Source organism: Rhizobium sp. PL01 (assembly GCF_033447125.1).
GTDB lineage: Bacteria > Pseudomonadota > Alphaproteobacteria > Rhizobiales > Rhizobiaceae > Pararhizobium.
The window spans coordinates 123631-141018 of the sequence record NZ_JAWQUM010000009.1 but is presented as its reverse complement, the minus strand read 5'-3'; the positions used below and the strand labels follow the sequence as shown (position 1 = coordinate 141018).

Genomic DNA, 17388 nt, shown 5'->3' with positions numbered 1-17388 from the left:
ATGAATGATGCAAGAAACGCAACGGCCTCTGGTCATCGCAGCGCCGGAGCCGCGCACACTCGATCTGATCTTTACGCCGCAGGCACTGGAACAGCTGAGGTCGAAATACCGGATCGTTGAAGCTGACCCGGAGAATATGGCAGGTCTTGGTGATGAGGTGTTGGGGCAAGCCCGCTATATCATTGGCCAGCCACCGCTCAGCGCGGAGACGCTGGCGCGTATGCCGGGGTTGCGCTGCATTCTCAATGTCGAAAGCAACCTGATCAACAACATGCCCTATGACGTGCTGTTTGCGCGGGGCATTCATGTGGTGACGACCGGGCAGGTGTTTGCCGAGCCGGTGGCCGAGATGGGACTGGCTATGGCGCTGAATATTGCCCGCGGCATCGTCGATGCGGATGTCGATTTCCGTGAGGGGCGCGAACTCTGGGGCGGTGAGGGCAATGCGCGGGCGCGGCTTTTGTCCGGCGCTGATGTCGGCATTATCGGGTTCGGCGATCTCGGCAAGGCGCTGAACCGCGTTCTCACGGGTTTCCGCACCAATACCCGCGTCTATGATCCGTGGATGCCGGCGTCGATCCTGATCGACAACGGCGTCAAGCCGTCGAGCCTTGATGATGTCTTGACCCAGAGCGACTTCATCTTCGTCGTTGCGGCCGTCACCAGCGAGAACCAGCATTTCCTGGGTGCAGATGCCTTTGCCAGCATGCGCCCGGGTGCCGCTTTCATTCTTCTCAGCCGTGCCAATGTCGTTGATTTCGATGCGCTGATGGCAGCGGTTGCCAGCGGCCATATCGTGGCGGCGAGCGACGTCTATCCGGATGAACCATTGCCGCTGGATCATCCCGTCCGCAGCCTCAAGGGTTTCCTGCGTTCCGCCCACCGGGCTGGCGCGCTCGACAGCGCCTTCAAGAAGATGGGCGACATGGTGCTGGAAGACATGGACTTGATGGATCGCAACCTGCCGCCGATGCGTTGCAAGCGGGCGGAGCGCGAGACGGTCTCCCGCATGCGCTCCAAACCCGTCAGCGTCAACTGACGGCAACTGGCTTCATCTTCGCAGCCCCTGCCGAAAGCACCAGCGGTGCTGCCATCAGGCAGAGGGCTCCGGCAATCATCAGCGCTGGCAGGTAGCTCGCATAATTGTCGCGAATGAAGCCGCCGCCGAAGGCTGCGAAGGCGGCGCCGATCTGGTGGCCGGTGAACACCCATCCGAACACCATGTTCGCCCGTTCGCGGCCGAAATGCTGGGCGGTGAGCTTCACTGTTGGCGGGACCGTTGCCACCCAATCGAGTCCGTAGAAGACGGCAAAAATGGAAAGGCCGAGGAACTCGAAGCCGGTGAAGGGCAGCCAGAGCAGAGACAGGCCGCGCAGTCCATAATACCAGAACAGAAGCCAGCGGTTGTCGTAACGGTCCGACAGCCAGCCGGAGGCGACGGTGCCGGCGAAGTCGAACAGGCCAATGACGGCGAGAATGCCGGTCGCCGCGATGGCCGTCATGCCGTAGTCGGCACAGAGCGAGACGAAATGCGTCTGGATCAATCCGTTGGTCGAGGCACCACAAACGAAGAACGACAGGAACAGCACCCAGAAAATCCGTGTTTTCGACGCTTCGATCAGAACGTCGATCGGCGAATTGGTCTTGGGGGCAGTGCTTGCTGGCGGATCTTCCACCACTTGGCCATAGGGGCGTAGCCCCAGGTCCGACGGGCGATCCCGCATGAACAGCAGCATGGCGGTGGCGCAGACGAACAGCATGCCGAGAATGAACAGGATGGCCGCACGCCAGCCGTACGCCTCCGTCAGCGCCGCGATCAGCGGCATGAAGACGAGCTGACCGGTTGCAGTGCTGGCCGTCAGAAGGCCGATGACGAGGCCGCGACGCGCGGTAAACCAGCGCGTGGCGACCGTCGCGCCCATCACCATCGCCGTCAGGCCAGTGCCGGTGCCAACGACGAAACCCCAGAGGACGACGAGTTGCCAGACCTCGCGCATGAACAGCGACAATCCCATGCCAATGAACACGACGGTGAGTGCCGTCAACGCCATCAGCCGCATGCCGAACCGGTTCATCAAGGCCGCAGCAAACGGTGCCATCAGGCCGAACAGGATGAAGCGCATGGCGAGCGCTGCCGAGATTTCCGTTGCCTCCCAGCCGAACTCCTTCTGCAGCGGCAGGATCAGCACGGAAGGAGCGCCGATCGTTCCAGCGGTGACCAGCATGGTGAGGAATGCGGTGGCGGCGACGATCCAGCCATAATGGATCTCGCGCTGTTCAAGCCGTCTGGAAAGCGTTGTGGAGAGCATGAGCGAAGGTCTCGATCTGCGCCGTCAACGGGAAAGATGCGGCTGAGTGACTATCAATATAAAAGTCACTAATATAAAAACTTTCATCATGCAAGTTACTGACGGAGCGAATTGAGATGACGATGACGGTTGCGACGCGGTGGCGGAATGGTAAGAAAACTGAAGATGGTAGAGAAAAGCACACAGAGACGTTCTCCGCCGACGATCTCAGAGGAGTTTACCGCAGCTTGAAGGGGCGGGGATAATTCAGGCTTGGCGGACTGATTTCAGAGAGAAATTTTCGGCGTCGATCGGCTTTCCGGTCAAGCTGTCGATATAGACGGGCTGCGCTGCCGCGCCGGTTTCCGTGTCTGTCAGCCGCATCGTGACGCCGCGGTCGGCGAAATGGCGATTGCCGAACACGGACAGCGCAATCAGCAGGGGTTGCAACTCGCGCCCCATGTCAGTCAGCAGATATTCGTAGCGGACCGGCCGGTCCTGATAGGGGTGCTTTTCCAGCAGCCCTGCCTCGACCAGCGATTTCAACCGTCGGGTCAGGATGTTCGGTGCGATACCGGTGCTCTTCTGGAATTCGTCGAATTTGGTGCGGCCGAAGAAGACATCCCGAAGGATGAGAATGCTCCACCATTCGCCGACCCGGTCGAGGGAGCGGGCGATAGGGCAATTCATCTCATCGAAGTTACGGCGCTGCATGCCTCTCAATGTAGAGCTTAGGCTTGCATCATGCAAGTTTCCCAGCGTTATACGCAGTTGACGCGCCGCATCGCTTCAAGGATCGAACCTTTGGTCCCGTGGCCGGTCTTGTAGAGCCCGAGCATCACGGTTGCGGCATCGCGGCCATCATCACTGTCGAGCTGTGTGCGGGTTTCCTCGCACCATTCTTCAAGCGCGCCGCAGACCACCTCGATTTCACTCTGTTCCAAGGCCATGTCCGACAAAAACGACATTGCTTCATCCTATCGTTCCAAACACACCCAATTTGAAACGACAGTTTAAAGCGTCGCGGACGGCTGGCAATTCCCAGATTTTGGGGGTGGAGACCCGGCCGTCAAGCCGGGTAACGATACGAGGTTGTGAACCTGCCTGATCAGTCCGCGTGGGCCGCGGAAGCTTCGACCAGCGACGCCGCAATCGCCATCGCGAGAAGCTTGCCCTTGGCCCTGATCATGCTGCTGTCCGTATCGCGTGCCGACAAAGCGAGGTCCATGCCCTCGCGCATCAGAATTTGTTGTGCTCTGTAAACTGCCCAGTTTTCGACGTCGTCGCGCTTCTGCATTGCGCTGCCCCCCGGCTAAATCATTTAGCGTTGTCGTTCGGCTCTCAATCCGGCCTGAACGCAGGCACATGAGGCGAATCAGTTGAGCACGTGAGCAGAATGCGACATTTCCTTGAAATCGAAAGCGGAATTTTTCACCGATGATGAATTGGGTGAAGTCTTGCCTCACGCATTGCGCAATCGGCCCTCCAGCAGGTCGAGAACGGCGCGTCCGGCTTCCATCACATTGGTGCCAGGGCCGAAAACGGCGGCGACGCCATGGTCGAGCAGGAACTGGTAATCCTGGCGCGGCACGACCCCGCCAACGACGACGATCACGTCACCTGCGCCCTTGGCCTTCAGCGCATCGATCAGCTGCGGTGCCAGCGTCTTGTGCCCGGCGGCCAGCGACGACATGCCGATGACGTGCACCTTGGCAGTCACTGCCAGATCGGCCGCCTCTTCCGGCGTTTGGAACAACGGACCAGCCAGCACGTCGAAACCGATATCGCCGAAGGCCGACGCGATGATCTTTGCGCCGCGGTCATGTCCGTCCTGACCGAGCTTGGCGACCATGATCTTCGGCTTGCGGCCGGTCGTGCGCGAAAAGTCGGAAAGCCGGGCCGAGAGGGTCGCCAGTTCCGGTTCGTCCTTGTAGGCATTTCCGTAGATGTCGCTGACCACCTCGGGAACGGCGGTATGATCGCCGAACACCACGCGCATCGCATCGGAGATTTCACCGACAGTGGCGCGCGCTCGCGCTGCCCTGACCGCCGCGTCGAGGATATTGCCATCCCCTGTGCGGGCGATCTGCGTCAACGCGTCGAGTGCTGCGGTGACTTCGACCGTATCGCGGCGCCGTCGTGTCTCCTCGATCCGCTTGATCTGGGCAGTGCGGACGGCGGCGTTGTCGATGTCGAGGATCTCGATATCGTCTTCGGTTTCGAGCCGGTATTTGTTGACGCCGACAATGACCTCCTCGCCCTTGTCGACGGCCGCCTGGCGGCGTGTCGCTGCCTCCTCGATCAGCCGCTTGGGCAGCCCGTCGGCCACGGCCTTGGTCATTCCGCCGAGCGCTTCTACCTCCTCCATCAATGCCCAGGCCTTGTCGGCAAGCTCTGCCGTCAGGCTTTCGACGTAATATGAGCCGGCTAATGGATCCACGACCTTGGTGACGCCGGTCTCATGCTGCAGGATCAGCTGGGTGTTGCGGGCAATGCGCGAGGAGAATTCCGTCGGGAGCGCGATCGCCTCGTCGAAGGAATTGGTGTGCAGCGACTGCGTGCCGCCGAGCACCGCCGACATGGCTTCGAAAGCAGTGCGGATAATGTTGTTGTAAGGGTCCTGCTCCTGCAGGGAGACACCGGATGTCTGGCAATGGGTTCTGAGCATCAGCGATGACTGCTTCTTCGGCTCAAATCCTTCCATGATCCGGGTCCAGAGCAGCCGGGCGGCACGCAGCTTGGCGGCCTCCATGAAGAAGTTCATGCCGATGGCGAAGAAGAACGACAGGCGTCCGGCGAATTCGTCGACGCTCAGGCCCTTGGCGATGGCGGCACGTACATATTCGCGGCCGTCGGCCAGCGTGAAGGCCAGTTCCTGCACCAGCGTCGCACCGGCCTCCTGCATGTGATAGCCGGAAATCGAGATCGAGTTGAACTTCGGCATCTCGCGGGCGGTATAGTCGATGATGTCGGCAACGATCCGCATCGAAGGTTCCGGCGGATAGATATAGGTGTTGCGGACCATGAACTCCTTGAGGATGTCGTTTTGGATCGTGCCCGAAAGCTGCGAACGCGGTACGCCCTGTTCTTCACCGGCAACGATGAAACTGGCAAGGATCGGGACGACGGCGCCGTTCATGGTCATCGAGACCGAGATCTTTTCGAGCGGAATGCCGTCGAACAGGATCTTCATGTCCTCGACCGAATCGATCGCCACGCCAGCTTTGCCAACATCGCCGACGACGCGGGGATGATCGCTGTCATAGCCGCGATGAGTGGCAAGATCGAAGGCAACGGACACGCCCTGCTGGCCGCTTGCGAGCGCCTTGCGGTAGAAGGCATTCGACGCTTCGGCGGTGGAGAAACCGGCATATTGCCGGATCGTCCAGGGGCGCCCGGCATACATGGTCGCCCGCGGGCCGCGCGTGAACGGCGCCAGCCCCGGCAGCGAGCCGAGATGACCGGCAGCCTCCAGATCGGCCTCGGTATAGAGCGGCTTGACGGCGATGCCTTCGGGCGTCTGCCAGGTCAGCGTCTCGGGCGAGGACTTCAGTTCGCGTTCGGCGAGGGTTGCCCAATCGGTGAGGGTCTTTTTATCGGACATGAGGTTCCTCCACTTCGAGTGGCAACGGCGGGAGTGATGGACGTGCGGCAGATTCGGGATCCGTCATTCCTGTGCTTGTCACAGGAATCCAGCAACACGAAGTCCTTCGTGTGAGAGCGGTCTTTCGCGCCGCAGACGCGGCGCGGCTGGATCCCCGCCACAAGGGCGAGGATGACGGGCTAGAGATAGGCACGATCTGTCTTCCCGTCACTGCTTCGCCTCAACCATCTTCGGCCACGCGCGAGGGTTTCGCCGTGGGTCTGCTTTGACGTGACTCGGACGGGGCGCTGAAAGCTGCCGCGATAGAGTAAAATAGATGGCACCTTTCAGCACCCCGTTCGGCGGTTTTTGCCTGCGACTTGGGTCTCTCTGAGGTGGCTCTGCCGAATGGTGTTCGTCTGACCTGATGGAGCCCGGCCGAACCGATTTATCGGCAACGCTCCACCCGGCCGCCGCCGGTGCCTCCGATGTCCCCATCCTCGGCTTTAACCCGAGGAATAGAGGAGGGATCGGACGGACTTTCGACAAGTCCGGTGAAACCATCCAGTCTGCCACCCTGTGTGCCGCACAGGCACGCCCGGCGCGCTCTTTCGGGCATCCGAAGCGGGAGGATTGATCCGTATCCTGTCCGCTTCTCCCGTGTCGCCGGAGGAAGACCATTTTCCGCAGCCCCCGTATGCCAGGGTTTACGTCATCCCCTTGCATCCGGCGCCGGTCCCGCCTGGCTGCCACGCCTGGCAGCGTATCCGAAGGCGGGACGGACTGAGGATGACACGGATGTTTCGGGCGGGGATAAAAAACCATTCGATTTCTCAGAAGCCGTTGTTTTATCACAAGGAGCATAGAAACATCGTCCCACGGCCCCGCAAGCAAAATTCACATCCCGGCGGAAACCGAGTGCTGAAAATTGCAGGCGAGGGAACTCCTTCCAATCTATTCGAACTCCATGATCAACTCGTCCACGGCGAGACTTGCACCTGCCGAAACCGCCACACGCTTGACGACGCCGCGGCGCTCGGCGCGCAGGATGTTTTCCATCTTCATCGCTTCCACTGTCGCCAACGCCTGACCGGCTTCTACCGTCTCGCCCTGAACAACAGTGACGGTGGTGATGACGCCAGGCATCGGGCAAAGCAGCATTTTGGACGTGTCCGGCGGCAGCTTCTTCGGCATCAGCCGGGCAAGCTCGGCAACGCGTGGGCTGCGAACATGGGCGGTCACGTCGGTGCCGCGCCAGCGCAGGCGGATACCGGTGCCAGCAAGGTCGATCTTCACGCCCATCACTGTCCCATCGACATTGAAAGTGGCGTGGCTGCGGCCGGGCGTCCAGTCGCCGGCAGCGGCAAAGGCGTTGCCATCCGACAGCTGGATATAGGCGCCATCGGCGGCGGCGTTGAGCGTCACGGCATGTTCCTGACCGGCAAAGGTGACGATCCAGTCCTTGCCGATGATACGGCGATGATTGCCGATGGTGCCGGAGATCTGCACGGCGCGGTTCTGCAGCGCCTGGTGTACGAGTGTGGCGACTGCTGTCAGCTTTCGTGCGGATATCGGATCGGGCTCGACCCCGTGAAAACCGTCCGGGAATTCCTCCGCGATGAACGCCGTGGTGATTTTGCCGGAGCGGAAGCGCTCGTGCTGCATGACGGCCGAGAGGAACGGAAGGTTATGGCCGATGCCCTCGACTTCGAAATCATCCAATGCGGCGCTCATCGCGTCGATGGCGGTCAGGCGGGCTGGTGCCCCCTCTTTTTCAGGCGCCCAAGTGCAGAGTTTTGCGACCATCGGATCGTAATACATCGAAATCTCGCCGCCTTCGAAGACGCCGGTATCGTTGCGCACGATCGTGCCATCGGACATCGCGCCTTCGACCGGTGGCCGGTAGCGCGACAGGCGGCCGATCGAGGGCAGGAAGTTGCGATAGGGATCCTCGGCATAGAGGCGGCTTTCGATCGCCCAGCCATTGAGCTTGATGTCATCCTGACCGAAGGACAGCTTTTCGCCGGAGGCGACGCGGATCATCTGCTCGACCAGATCAATGCCGGTGATCAGCTCGGTGACGGGATGTTCAACCTGCAGGCGGGTGTTCATTTCGAGGAAGTAGAAATTCCGGTCGCCATCGACGATGAACTCGACGGTGCCAGCCGAGTGATAACCAACCGCCTTGGACAGCGCGACCGCCTGCTCGCCCATGGCGCGGCGGGTCGCTTCGTCGAGGAAGGGTGAGGGGGCTTCCTCGATGACCTTCTGGTTTCGCCGCTGGATCGAGCATTCGCGCTCGCCGAGATAAAGTACAGTGCCGTGTTTGTCGCCGAGCACCTGGATTTCGATATGGCGCGGCTGGGTGACGAATTTCTCGATGAAGATGCGGTCGTCGCCGAACGAGTTTTTCGCCTCGTTCTTGGAGGACTGGAAACCTTCGCGGGCTTCCGCGTCGTTCCAGGCGATGCGCATGCCCTTGCCGCCGCCGCCCGCCGACGCCTTGATCATCACGGGATAGCCGATTTCGGTGGAGATTTTGACAGCCTCGTCGGCATCGGCGATCAGGCCCATATGGCCGGGCACGGTGGAGACCCCGGCTTCAGCCGCCAGCTTCTTCGAGGTGATCTTGTCGCCCATTGCCTGAATGGCACCCATCGGCGGACCGATGAAGGCGACGCCTTCCTTTTCCAGCGCCTGCGCAAACGCGGCATTCTCGGACAGGAAGCCGTAGCCTGGATGCACCGCATCGGCGCCGGTCTTGCGGATCGCGTCGAGAATTTTGTCGATGACGATATAGGACTGGTTCGACGGTGCCGGGCCGATATGCACGGCCTCATCGGCCATTTTCACATGCAGCGCGTCAGCGTCCGCATCCGAATAGACGGCGACCGTCTTGATGCCCATCTTGCGCGCCGTCTTGATCACCCGGCAGGCAATTTCGCCGCGATTGGCGATGAGGATTTTCTTGATCATGGGTGGCGGCTCTCGCGGGTGGCGCCGATAGGTTCGTCAACTGCCAAAATGGTCATGCCATGCCTCCTCGAAATTTTATCTGTGCGCCGCGCTTACCCTGAGGATACGATTGACCTCCGGGGCAGCGAAGCCAGGATTGCAGGACCCTCCAAGACCCCGCAGCCGCATCTTTACCGTTTACCGTTTACCGTTTACCGGCCCCGCACAGCAGGGCCGGTAGATCTGCTAGTCCCCACGCGATTTCCCGCTGCTGCGCGTCGCATTCGGATCCGTCTGCACCTCCTCGAACGCCTGCGGGAAATTCTTCCGGGCAAGGGCCTCGTTGAATTTCAGCAGCGCTTCGTACGATGCCGGATCAAAGCCGCGTTCGGCCGGCAGGAGTTCGCGTCCGAACAGACGGCACAACCGCTCGCCGTCCAGATTGCCGCGCTGGAACGGCGTGGTGCCGAAATACTGCCAGAGGGCCTGCACGAAGCCGATATCGGCATGCGCCACCGTCTGGTCCATGGTCCGCTGCCGTGGCCAGGCGGTCAAAGGCGTGACCTTGGAATTGGCGCGGCGCAGCGTGAACTGCCACTGGGTGCCAAGCAGTCCGGGCGGAAAGCCGCGATGCTTGGGCATTTCGGGGGTCTTGGCCATGATCTCAGATTTCCATCACGTCTTCGAATGCTTCCGGGAAACTCTTGCGGCCGACGCGCTCGTCGATCCGCAACAGGGCCTCGTACGATGCCGGGTCGAAGGGCTCCTTGGCTGGCACGACTTCGCGGCCGAACAGAAGGTTCAGCCGTCCGGCATCGAGATTGCCGCGTTCGAACGGTTCGGCGCCAAAATGGTGCCAGAGTGCATGCAGGAAGGCGGCGTCGACCTTCTGCTCGATCGAGTTCGGGCGGGCGAGGCGCTGCAACGCCTTGAGGGGCGTGATGGCCTTCTCGTTCGCCCGCCGGATAGTGAAATGATGGCCGTGGCCCGGCAAGCCGGAGGGAAAGCCCCTGTGTTTGGTCATCTCGGGCCGCTTGGCCATCGTCGTCTCCTTACGCCTTGACGCCGTCTTGGGCGATCTTGTCCTGCGTCTTCGTTTCGAAGTCGGAGGCGTCGTGGCGTTCATGCAATTGTTCGGATAGATCGCCGCTCATCCGGTTGACCATACGGCCACGCTTCACAGCAGGGCGGGCGGCAACTTCGGCGGTCCAGCGCTGGAGGTTCTTGTAGCTCTGTACATCCAGGAAGGTGCCTGCGTCGCCATAGGCCTGTCCGAGCGCCAGATTGCCATACCACGGCCAGATGGCCATGTCGGCAACCGTATACTCAGACCCGGCCAGAAACTGGTGGTCGGCCAGATGCCGGTCGAGCACGTCGAGCTGGCGCTTCACTTCCATCGCATAGCGGTCGATGGCGTACTGGATATGCATCGGCGCATAGGCATAGAAATGGCCAAAGCCGCCGCCGAGGAAGGGCGCCGAACCCATCTGCCAGAACAGCCAGTTGAACGTCTCGGTACGGGCGCGAAGATCGGTGGGCAGGAAGGCGCCGAATTTTTCCGCGAGATAAACCATGATCGAGGCGGATTCGAAGGTGCGGATCGGCGCGCCGCCGCCCTTTGGCGCATGGTCCATCAGCGCCGGGATCTTCGAGTTCGGATTGACCCCGACGAAGCCGGAACCGAACTGGTCGCCATCGCCGATCTTGATCAGCCACGCGTCATATTCGGCGCCCGTATGACCCGCTGCCAGCAGTTCCTCCAGCAAGATGGTGACCTTGACGCCATTCGGCGTGCCCAGCGAATAGAGCTGCAACGGATGTTTTCCGACCGGCAGGACCTTGTCATGTGTCGCCCCGGCGATCGGCCGGTTGATGCTGGCAAACGTGCCGCCGTTGGCCTTATCCCATGTCCAGACTTTCGGGACTTCGTAACCGGCGGGAAGATTGTTGGCGGGGGATTTTTCAGTCATGAAAATGGTCCTCAACTTCTTGAAAGCGCGCTCATGATATCGGATGCGGCTAAGTCACTATAGGCGGGTGCAGGCTCGATTGCTGCCCCTAGAGCGGAATGGTGTCGTGCTTTTTCCAGTGCGTCGTCACCTGCTTGTTCCTCAAGCTCGCAAACGCGCGGGCGATCCTCTTGCGTGACGAATGCGGCATGATGACTTCGTCGATAAAGCCGCGTTCGGCGGCGACGAAGGGGTTGGCGAAGCGCTCTTCATATTCCTTTGTCCGGGCGGCGATCTTTTCTGGGTCGCCAAGTTCGGAGCGGTAGAGGATTTCCGTGGCGCCCTTGGCACCCATCACGGCGATTTCGGCGGTCGGCCAGGCATAGTTGACGTCGGCGCCGATATGTTTGGAAGCCATGACGTCATAGGCGCCGCCATAGGCTTTTCGCGTGATCAACGTGACCATCGGCACCGTTGCCTGGCTATAGGCGAACAAGAGCTTGGCGCCGTGCTTTATGACGCCGCCATATTCCTGCGCCACGCCGGGCAGGAAGCCGGGCACATCGACCAGGGTCAGAAGCGGGATCGAGAAGGCATCGCAGAAGCGGACGAAACGGGCGGCCTTGCGTGAACTGTCGATGTCGAGGCAGCCTGCCAGCACCATCGGCTGGTTGGCGACGACGCCCACCGTCTGGCCTTCGAGCCGGATGAAGCCGGTGATGATGTTGCGGGCAAAGGCTTCCTGAAGCTCGAAGAAATCGCCTTCGTCGGCAATCGCGTGGATCAGCTCCTTCATGTCGTAGGGCTTGGCCGAACTATCCGGGATCAGGGTATCGAGACGGCTTTCGAGACGGGCCGGATCATCGTGGAAGGGACGAACCGGCGGCTTCTCGCGATTGTTGAGCGGCAGGAAATCAAACAGCAGGCGGACCTGCTCCAGCGTTTCGATGTCGTTTTCGTAAGCCGCGTCGGCGACCGAGGATTTCTTTGTGTGGGTGCTGGCGCCGCCGAGTTCTTCGGCCGTGACGATCTCGTTGGTGACGGTCTTCACCACGTCCGGGCCGGTGACGAACATGTAGGACGAGTCGCGGACCATGAAGATGAAGTCGGTCATGGCCGGCGAATAAACCGCGCCACCGGCGCAGGGCCCCATGATGACGGAAATCTGCGGGATGACACCGGACGCCTCGGCGTTGCGGCGGAAGACTTCGGCATAACCGGCAAGCGAGGCGACACCTTCCTGAATGCGGGCGCCACCCGAATCATTGAGGCCAATGACCGGCGCGCCGTTGCGCACGGCCATGTCCATTATCTTGCAGATCTTTTGCGCATGAGTTTCGGAGAGGGAGCCGCCGAGAACGGTGAAATCCTGGGAAAAGACATAGACCTGGCGGCCGTTGATCGTGCCCCAGCCGGTGACGACGCCGTCGCCTGCCACCTTCTGTTCCGCCATGCCGAAATCGACGGCGCGGTGGGTGACGTACATGTCGTATTCTTCGAATGAACCTTCGTCGAGCAGCACCTCGATGCGCTCCCGCGCTGTCAGCTTGCCCTTGGCGTGCTGGGCGTCGATGCGCTTTTGCCCGCCGCCGAGACGCGCCTCGGCGCGGCGCGCTTCCACGGTTTCGATGATATTGCGCATGCTTCCTCCCGTCGTCTTTGTCTCCTGCTTAGCCGGAAACACGATCGAAGGAAATCTCCGATCGCGCAAGCAGGCCTTGCTTAGACAAAAGGACGAGTCGTCAATAACGGGCCGCCGAGGTTCCCCGTCTTGATTCCGTCACACGGGATCGGCGCCCATGACAAGTCCCTCGATGTCATGCTTCTGGCTGATCGGCACCAGTTCATCGACGACGCGGCAGACGAGGTGTTTCTTGGCTTTTGCGGGCAGTGCATCGAAATAGTCCTGGGTGACCATCATATCGTGCAGTTCGGCATGTCCGGCGCCGGGCGCGTCGACACCCAGCACCATGACCGGGCGGGCGATCGGTGACAGATGCTCGGTGCCGCGATGGACTGTCAGCGCCGAACGGCAGGAGATATCGCCGCGCTGCGGGAATTTACGGGCGGCGCGCTCCTGGAACCGGCCCCAGAGGGCCTTGTCCGGAAACATTTCATGCTTCCATTCGCGCCCGTCATCATACTGCGTGCCCGGTGCGATCTCGAACGGCCCCATATCCGGCGTGACATCCACGCCCGTCAAATTGAAGGCCAGCGACGTGATACGGCGATCCACATAGGTATCATCCGGCGAAGGAAAGTCACGGTGCCACGGCTGGTACCTGGCGCCTTCGAAGGGCACGTCCAGGCCGATTTCGACGATCTGGTAGTCCGGCCCCAGCGCATTCTCGCACATCGCGATCACCCAGGGGTGCATGATCAGATCGACAAAGCCGCCAAAATCCTGCGGATGGATTTCCACATACCAGCGGCGTGGCCCGCGGCCGACCGCGCCGCCCGGACGTTGGATCGCCGACCAGAAGGCCGTCATCATATCCTGGCGCATCGCATCGGCCCATTCGGGCGCAAAGGCGCCTTTCAGGCCGGTAATGCCATCCTCCTTCAGGGTCTTCAGATTGTCCTGCAGGTCATAAGAAAATCGTGCCGGTGCGTTCATGGTGGTTCTCCTCCGGCCTGCAGGTTAGTGTAATTAATAATTATTAGTCAATATGCTTATGAGAATAAATGAGCTAGGCTTCGCTTCTCACTGCGGGGGAAGCACTTCTTTGAAGAAGACGAAACATCAAAAACTGCCGCGTCGTGTGACGATGACGGATGTTGCGCGGCTGGCTGAATGCTCGCAGGCGACTGTGTCCTTCGTCCTCAACAATGCGCCCGGCGTGACGATTTCAGCGGAGACGCGCGGCAAGGTTATCGAGGCGGCGCGCACGCTGGGCTATGGCGCATCGTCGCTTATCCATCGGCCGGTGCTCGGTAATCTGGGCCGAGGCACCATCGGGTTCATCTGTGATCAACTGGCGACGACGCCGGAATCGGTCAATGCGATCGAGGGCGCGCGGCAGGCCTGCTGGGATGAAGGCGCCACCATCCTCGTCGCCCAGACGATGGGCAATCCGGATCGGGAGGAAAAAGCCGTCGAGGCAATGCTGCGCAGCGGTATCGAAGGACTGATTTATATGACGATCTTTACCCGGCAGGTAACGCTGCCGGCTTTCCTCGATGATCTGCCGGTGCCGGTCGTGCTTTTGAACTGTTACGCGCCGGAAAGCATCCTTCCGTCCGTTGTTCCCGATGAAGTCGCCGGCGGTTTTGCGGCGACCGATGCGTTGATCCGGCTTGGTCATCGCCGCATCGCCACCATTGTCGGTGAGCCGTTCATGCAGGCGGCGCAGGACCGGCTAAAGGGCTACAAGAAGGCGCTGGCGAAGGCTGGTCTTGCCTTTGATGCCGATCTGGTCGGCGAAGGCAACTGGTCTCCAACCTCGGGTTTCGAGGCGACGCAGCGGTTTCTGGCGCTCAAGGATCGGCCGACCGCCTTCTTCTGCCAGAACGACAAGATGGCGTCCGGCTGCTACAACGCGCTGCGCGACGCAGGCCTGAAAATCCCGCAGGATGTATCCGTCATCGGCTATGACGACGATGAACTTTGCCGTCACCTGCGCCCGCAACTGAGCACGTTGATCCTGCCGCACCGGGCGATGGGTGCCTGGGCTATTTCCGAGCTTGGCAAGGGCCGGAAGTCCGGAAAAGAGGGCCACCCGCTGACCAAGATGGACTGCAATCTGATCGGACGCGGTTCTCTTGCCGCCGTGTAGGGGGCAAAAATTTCGAAGGTTTATCCGGCTACAGATGGTAGGGAAATCATTCCCCAGCCGTTCACGCCACCTGACGCAGCGCCGGATCCGGGATCGGCACCGCGGCCATCAGCGCTTGGGTATAGGCATCCTGCGGGTTTTCGAAGACCGACCGGCGCGATCCCATTTCGACGATGCGTCCGGAGCGCATGACCGCGACATTGTGCGACATGCGTTCGATCACCGCCATGTCGTGCGAGATCAGCAGGTAGGCAAGCCCCATCGTCTCCTGAAGTTCCAGCATCAGGTCCAGCACGCGGGCACGCACCGAGACGTCGAGGGCTGCGACGCTTTCGTCGGCGACGATCAGTTTTGGGCCGAGCGTCAGGGCGCGGGCGATGCAGATGCGCTGGCGCTGGCCGCCAGAGAATTCGTGTGGATAGCGGCTGGCCGCATCCGGCTGCAGGCCAACCCGGCGCAGCAGTTCGGCGACGCGGTCGTCCCGCTCGCCCTTGTTGGCAAGGCCATGGATGATCAGCGGTTCGGCAATCGCGGCACCAACCGCCATCCTGGGGTCAAGCGAGGCATAGGGATCCTGAAAGATCATCTGGGCGCTGCGCCGCACCGGCCGCATCTGCCGCTGGCTGAGGCCGCCGATAGTCTGTCCGTCGATGACAACATCGCCGGTGAACGGGATCAGTCCGAGAACAGCCTTTCCGGTGGTGGATTTGCCCGAGCCGCTTTCGCCGACGAGACCAAGCGTCTGGCCGGGCAGGATCTCGAAGGAAACGTCGCTGACGGCCAAGGGCGCCGGCTTCTTTCCCGACAGCCAGCCTGTCGCCTTGCCGTAGGTAACGTCCAGTCCACGCACGGTGAGGATCGGGGTGCGCTCCAGCGGCAGTGCGTCCGCCACTATCGGGCTGATACGTGGCGGGCCATCGGTACCGGCATGGGCGCCGAGCCGTGGCACGGCGGCCAGAAGGTCCTGGGTATAGCGTTGTGTCGGGGCGTTGAAGATCGGCAGGGCATTGCCTTGTTCAATGATGCGGCCGCTCTGCATGATCACGACGCGGTCGGCCATCTGGGCGACGACGCCCATATCGTGTGTGATCAGGATGATCGAGGCGCTGAATTCGCGCTTCAGCTCGTCCATCAGCTTGAGGATCTGCGCCTGCACCGTTACGTCGAGCGCCGTCGTCGGTTCGTCGGCAATCAGCACCTTCGGGCGGCAGGACAGCGCCATGGCGATCATCACCCGCTGACGCATTCCGCCGGAGAGTTCGTGCGGAAATTGCTTCAGCCGTTTTGCCGGCTCCGTCATGTGGACGGCGTCCAGCATCCGCAGGGCTACCGCGCCGGCGCTGTCGCCCTGCGACCCCTGGTGCTCGCGAATGGCCTCGGTCAGTTGCGCCCCGATCGACATCACCGGGTTGAGCGACGTCATCGGCTCCTGAAACACCATAGCGACATCGCCACCACGGACGCTGCGCATGGCGCTGTTGGAGAGGCGGGAGAGTTCCCGCCCTTCCAGAGCGATGCTGCCAGAGGCGATCTGCAATGATGCCTTCGGTAAAAGCCCCATGATGGCAAGCGACGTCACCGACTTGCCAGACCCGCTTTCGCCGGCAATGCAGAGCGTTTCCCCGAGCTTCAGGTCAAAACTGATATCGTCGAGAACGCGCCGCCGGCCTTCCGGCGTGCGGGCATCGACGCAGAGTTTATCGACGGCGAGAACCGATGGGGAAACGGGGGAAGCAGATGTCACGCGAACACGATCCTCGGGAAGTAGAAGGAGACGACCCAATTGGGCATGTCGACGATTTCGCTGATCCGTAGATCGCCGCAGACCGAGCAGAGCAGATAGGCATCGACGGGGTTCATGCCGTGCTCGGCACCGAGCAGGTCGATCATGCGCATCAGCGCTTCGCGGGCACCGGTCATCAGGTCCGGACCGATGCCGGTGGTGACCTCATAGCCCATGCCGTCGAGATGGCGGGTGACGGGTTCGGTGGTGGTGAAGCGCGGGCTCTGCAGGCGCGCGTCCTTGACCAGTTCGATCGTCGCCTCGACCTCCATCTGGCTTTCGATGGCGGTGCCGCAGACTTCGCCGTCGCCCTGGGCGGCATGGGTGTCGCCGATCGAGAACAGCGCACCTTCGACTTCGACCGGCAGATAGAGCGTGACGCCGGATGTCAGGTCGCGGATATCGAGATTGCCGCCGACCTGGCGCGGCGGCACGACGGAATGCAGGCCGGGCTCAGCCGGTGCAACGCCGATCGTGCCGGCAAAGGGTTTCAGCGGCACCTTGCCACCGGGACCGTAGAGCGACGGCGCCATGCTGTGCGGATCGTAGGACCACATGTGCAGGGCCGGCTCCTTGAACTGGTCTGCCAGCAGGCCGAAGCCCGGAATGTTCGCTGTCCAGCCGACGCCGGACGGGATGAAGCGGCGGATCGTCACCTTCAGGGCATCGCCGGGTTTGGCGCCTTCGACATAGACCGGGCCGGTGACGGGATTGATCTTGTTGAAATCGAGCGCGGCCAGTGTTTCCAGCGTCGATCCGGCACCCAGCTGGCCGCCGGACGAATCCAGGCATTCGAAATGGATTGTCTCACCGGGCTTGGCGACGACAGCCGGCTTGAAATCCTTGTTCCAGCCAAAATTGTGCTGGGCGCGGTGGATGGTATGGGTGCAGGCGACGCACATGATGTTTCCTCGGATTTGGACTTTTTGCTGTGAGGCTTTGCCCCTCACCCTAACCCTCTCCCCGCAGACGGGGAGAGGGGACTGGCTCGGAGTTTTCCGCTTGTCCTTCTCCCCGGTTGACGGGGAGAAGGGGGCCCGAAGGGTCGGATGAG

General features: G+C 61.4%; 15 protein-coding genes. 2 read left to right on the top strand and 13 right to left on the bottom strand.

Going from position 1 to position 17388, the window contains the following annotated elements; genetic code table 11:
- The first annotated feature begins 7 nt into the window (after window positions 1-7).
- Entirely contained in the window at window positions 8-1039 is a 1032-nt protein-coding gene (locus tag R6X40_RS20890; protein WP_318416022.1) for a hydroxyacid dehydrogenase, read from the top strand.
- Here R6X40_RS20890 and R6X40_RS20885 read toward each other — a convergent pair.
- The 11 genes from R6X40_RS20885 to R6X40_RS20835 form a co-directional block, all read right to left on the bottom strand.
- Window positions 1032-2309, bottom strand: coding sequence for an MFS transporter (locus tag R6X40_RS20885; RefSeq protein WP_318415730.1), 1278 nt, complete (start codon window positions 2307-2309; stop codon window positions 1032-1034). The genes R6X40_RS20890 and R6X40_RS20885 overlap by 8 nt on opposite strands.
- 246 nt (window positions 2310-2555) lie before the next feature.
- Window positions 2556-3002 (bottom strand): helix-turn-helix domain-containing protein, encoded by a 447-nt coding sequence (locus tag R6X40_RS20880; RefSeq protein ID WP_318415729.1) that lies wholly within the window; start codon window positions 3000-3002, stop codon window positions 2556-2558.
- 47 nt (window positions 3003-3049) lie between these two features.
- The gene (locus R6X40_RS20875) at window positions 3050-3256 is read right to left on the bottom strand and encodes a hypothetical protein (RefSeq protein WP_318415728.1); all 207 of its coding nucleotides are present in this window, start codon (window positions 3254-3256) and stop codon (window positions 3050-3052) included.
- Window positions 3257-3396: 140 nt separating this feature from the next.
- On the bottom strand, window positions 3397-3585 hold the full coding sequence (locus R6X40_RS20870) for a hypothetical protein (RefSeq protein ID WP_318415727.1): 189 nt from the start codon (window positions 3583-3585) through the stop codon (window positions 3397-3399).
- A 165-nt stretch (window positions 3586-3750) separates the two neighbouring features.
- A complete protein-coding gene (scpA, locus tag R6X40_RS20865; protein ID WP_318415726.1) occupies window positions 3751-5892 on the bottom strand; it encodes a methylmalonyl-CoA mutase in 2142 nt (713 codons plus the stop codon).
- 933 nt (window positions 5893-6825) lie between these two features.
- Entirely contained in the window at window positions 6826-8847 is a 2022-nt protein-coding gene (locus tag R6X40_RS20860) for an acetyl/propionyl/methylcrotonyl-CoA carboxylase subunit alpha (RefSeq protein ID WP_318415725.1), read from the bottom strand.
- Between the two features lie 225 nt (window positions 8848-9072).
- Window positions 9073-9486, bottom strand: a complete 414-nt coding sequence (locus R6X40_RS20855) for a hypothetical protein (RefSeq protein ID WP_318415724.1) — start codon at window positions 9484-9486, stop codon at window positions 9073-9075.
- A 4-nt stretch (window positions 9487-9490) separates the two neighbouring features.
- On the bottom strand, window positions 9491-9868 hold the full coding sequence (locus R6X40_RS20850; RefSeq protein WP_318415723.1) for a hypothetical protein: 378 nt from the start codon (window positions 9866-9868) through the stop codon (window positions 9491-9493).
- 10 nt (window positions 9869-9878) lie between these two features.
- On the bottom strand, window positions 9879-10796 hold the full coding sequence (gene yghU, locus R6X40_RS20845; RefSeq protein WP_318415722.1) for a glutathione-dependent disulfide-bond oxidoreductase: 918 nt from the start codon (window positions 10794-10796) through the stop codon (window positions 9879-9881).
- Window positions 10797-10884: 88 nt separating this feature from the next.
- Window positions 10885-12417, bottom strand: a complete 1533-nt coding sequence (locus R6X40_RS20840; protein ID WP_318415721.1) for an acyl-CoA carboxylase subunit beta — start codon at window positions 12415-12417, stop codon at window positions 10885-10887.
- A gap of 138 nt (window positions 12418-12555) precedes the next feature.
- Complete coding sequence (locus R6X40_RS20835; RefSeq protein ID WP_318415720.1) at window positions 12556-13392, bottom strand: phytanoyl-CoA dioxygenase family protein; 837 nt, start codon at window positions 13390-13392, stop codon at window positions 12556-12558.
- Window positions 13393-13501: 109 nt separating this feature from the next.
- On the opposite strand from R6X40_RS20835, the gene R6X40_RS20830 reads away from it, so the two are divergent.
- Window positions 13502-14551, top strand: a complete 1050-nt coding sequence (locus tag R6X40_RS20830; protein ID WP_318415719.1) for a LacI family DNA-binding transcriptional regulator — start codon at window positions 13502-13504, stop codon at window positions 14549-14551.
- Between the two features lie 61 nt (window positions 14552-14612).
- Here R6X40_RS20830 and R6X40_RS20825 read toward each other — a convergent pair whose 3' ends face one another.
- Both R6X40_RS20825 and R6X40_RS20820 read right to left on the bottom strand, forming a co-directional pair.
- Window positions 14613-16295: an ABC transporter ATP-binding protein gene (locus R6X40_RS20825; protein WP_318415718.1), complete on the bottom strand. Its 1683-nt coding sequence runs from the start codon at window positions 16293-16295 to the stop codon at window positions 14613-14615.
- Window positions 16292-17236: an acetamidase/formamidase family protein gene (locus tag R6X40_RS20820; RefSeq protein WP_318415717.1), complete on the bottom strand. Its 945-nt coding sequence runs from the start codon at window positions 17234-17236 to the stop codon at window positions 16292-16294. Before R6X40_RS20820 ends, R6X40_RS20825 begins: the two co-directional genes overlap by 4 nt.
- Window positions 17237-17388 lie beyond the last annotated feature (152 nt).

Coding starts and splice junctions, on each gene's coding strand:
- R6X40_RS20890 (WP_318416022.1), top strand. CDS start 8: ATGCAAGAAACGCAACGGCCTCTGGTCATCGCAGCGCCGGAGCCGCGC.
- R6X40_RS20880 (WP_318415729.1), bottom strand. CDS start 3,002: ATGCAGCGCCGTAACTTCGATGAGATGAATTGCCCTATCGCCCGCTCC.
- R6X40_RS20885 (WP_318415730.1), bottom strand. CDS start 2,309: ATGCTCTCCACAACGCTTTCCAGACGGCTTGAACAGCGCGAGATCCAT.
- R6X40_RS20820 (WP_318415717.1), bottom strand. CDS start 17,236: ATGTGCGTCGCCTGCACCCATACCATCCACCGCGCCCAGCACAATTTT.
- R6X40_RS20870 (WP_318415727.1), bottom strand. CDS start 3,585: ATGCAGAAGCGCGACGACGTCGAAAACTGGGCAGTTTACAGAGCACAA.
- R6X40_RS20875 (WP_318415728.1), bottom strand. CDS start 3,256: ATGTCGTTTTTGTCGGACATGGCCTTGGAACAGAGTGAAATCGAGGTG.
- R6X40_RS20850 (WP_318415723.1), bottom strand. CDS start 9,868: ATGGCCAAGCGGCCCGAGATGACCAAACACAGGGGCTTTCCCTCCGGC.
- R6X40_RS20860 (WP_318415725.1), bottom strand. CDS start 8,847: ATGATCAAGAAAATCCTCATCGCCAATCGCGGCGAAATTGCCTGCCGG.
- yghU (WP_318415722.1), bottom strand. CDS start 10,796: ATGACTGAAAAATCCCCCGCCAACAATCTTCCCGCCGGTTACGAAGTC.
- R6X40_RS20855 (WP_318415724.1), bottom strand. CDS start 9,486: ATGGCCAAGACCCCCGAAATGCCCAAGCATCGCGGCTTTCCGCCCGGA.
- R6X40_RS20835 (WP_318415720.1), bottom strand. CDS start 13,392: ATGAACGCACCGGCACGATTTTCTTATGACCTGCAGGACAATCTGAAG.
- R6X40_RS20840 (WP_318415721.1), bottom strand. CDS start 12,417: ATGCGCAATATCATCGAAACCGTGGAAGCGCGCCGCGCCGAGGCGCGT.
- scpA (WP_318415726.1), bottom strand. CDS start 5,892: ATGTCCGATAAAAAGACCCTCACCGATTGGGCAACCCTCGCCGAACGC.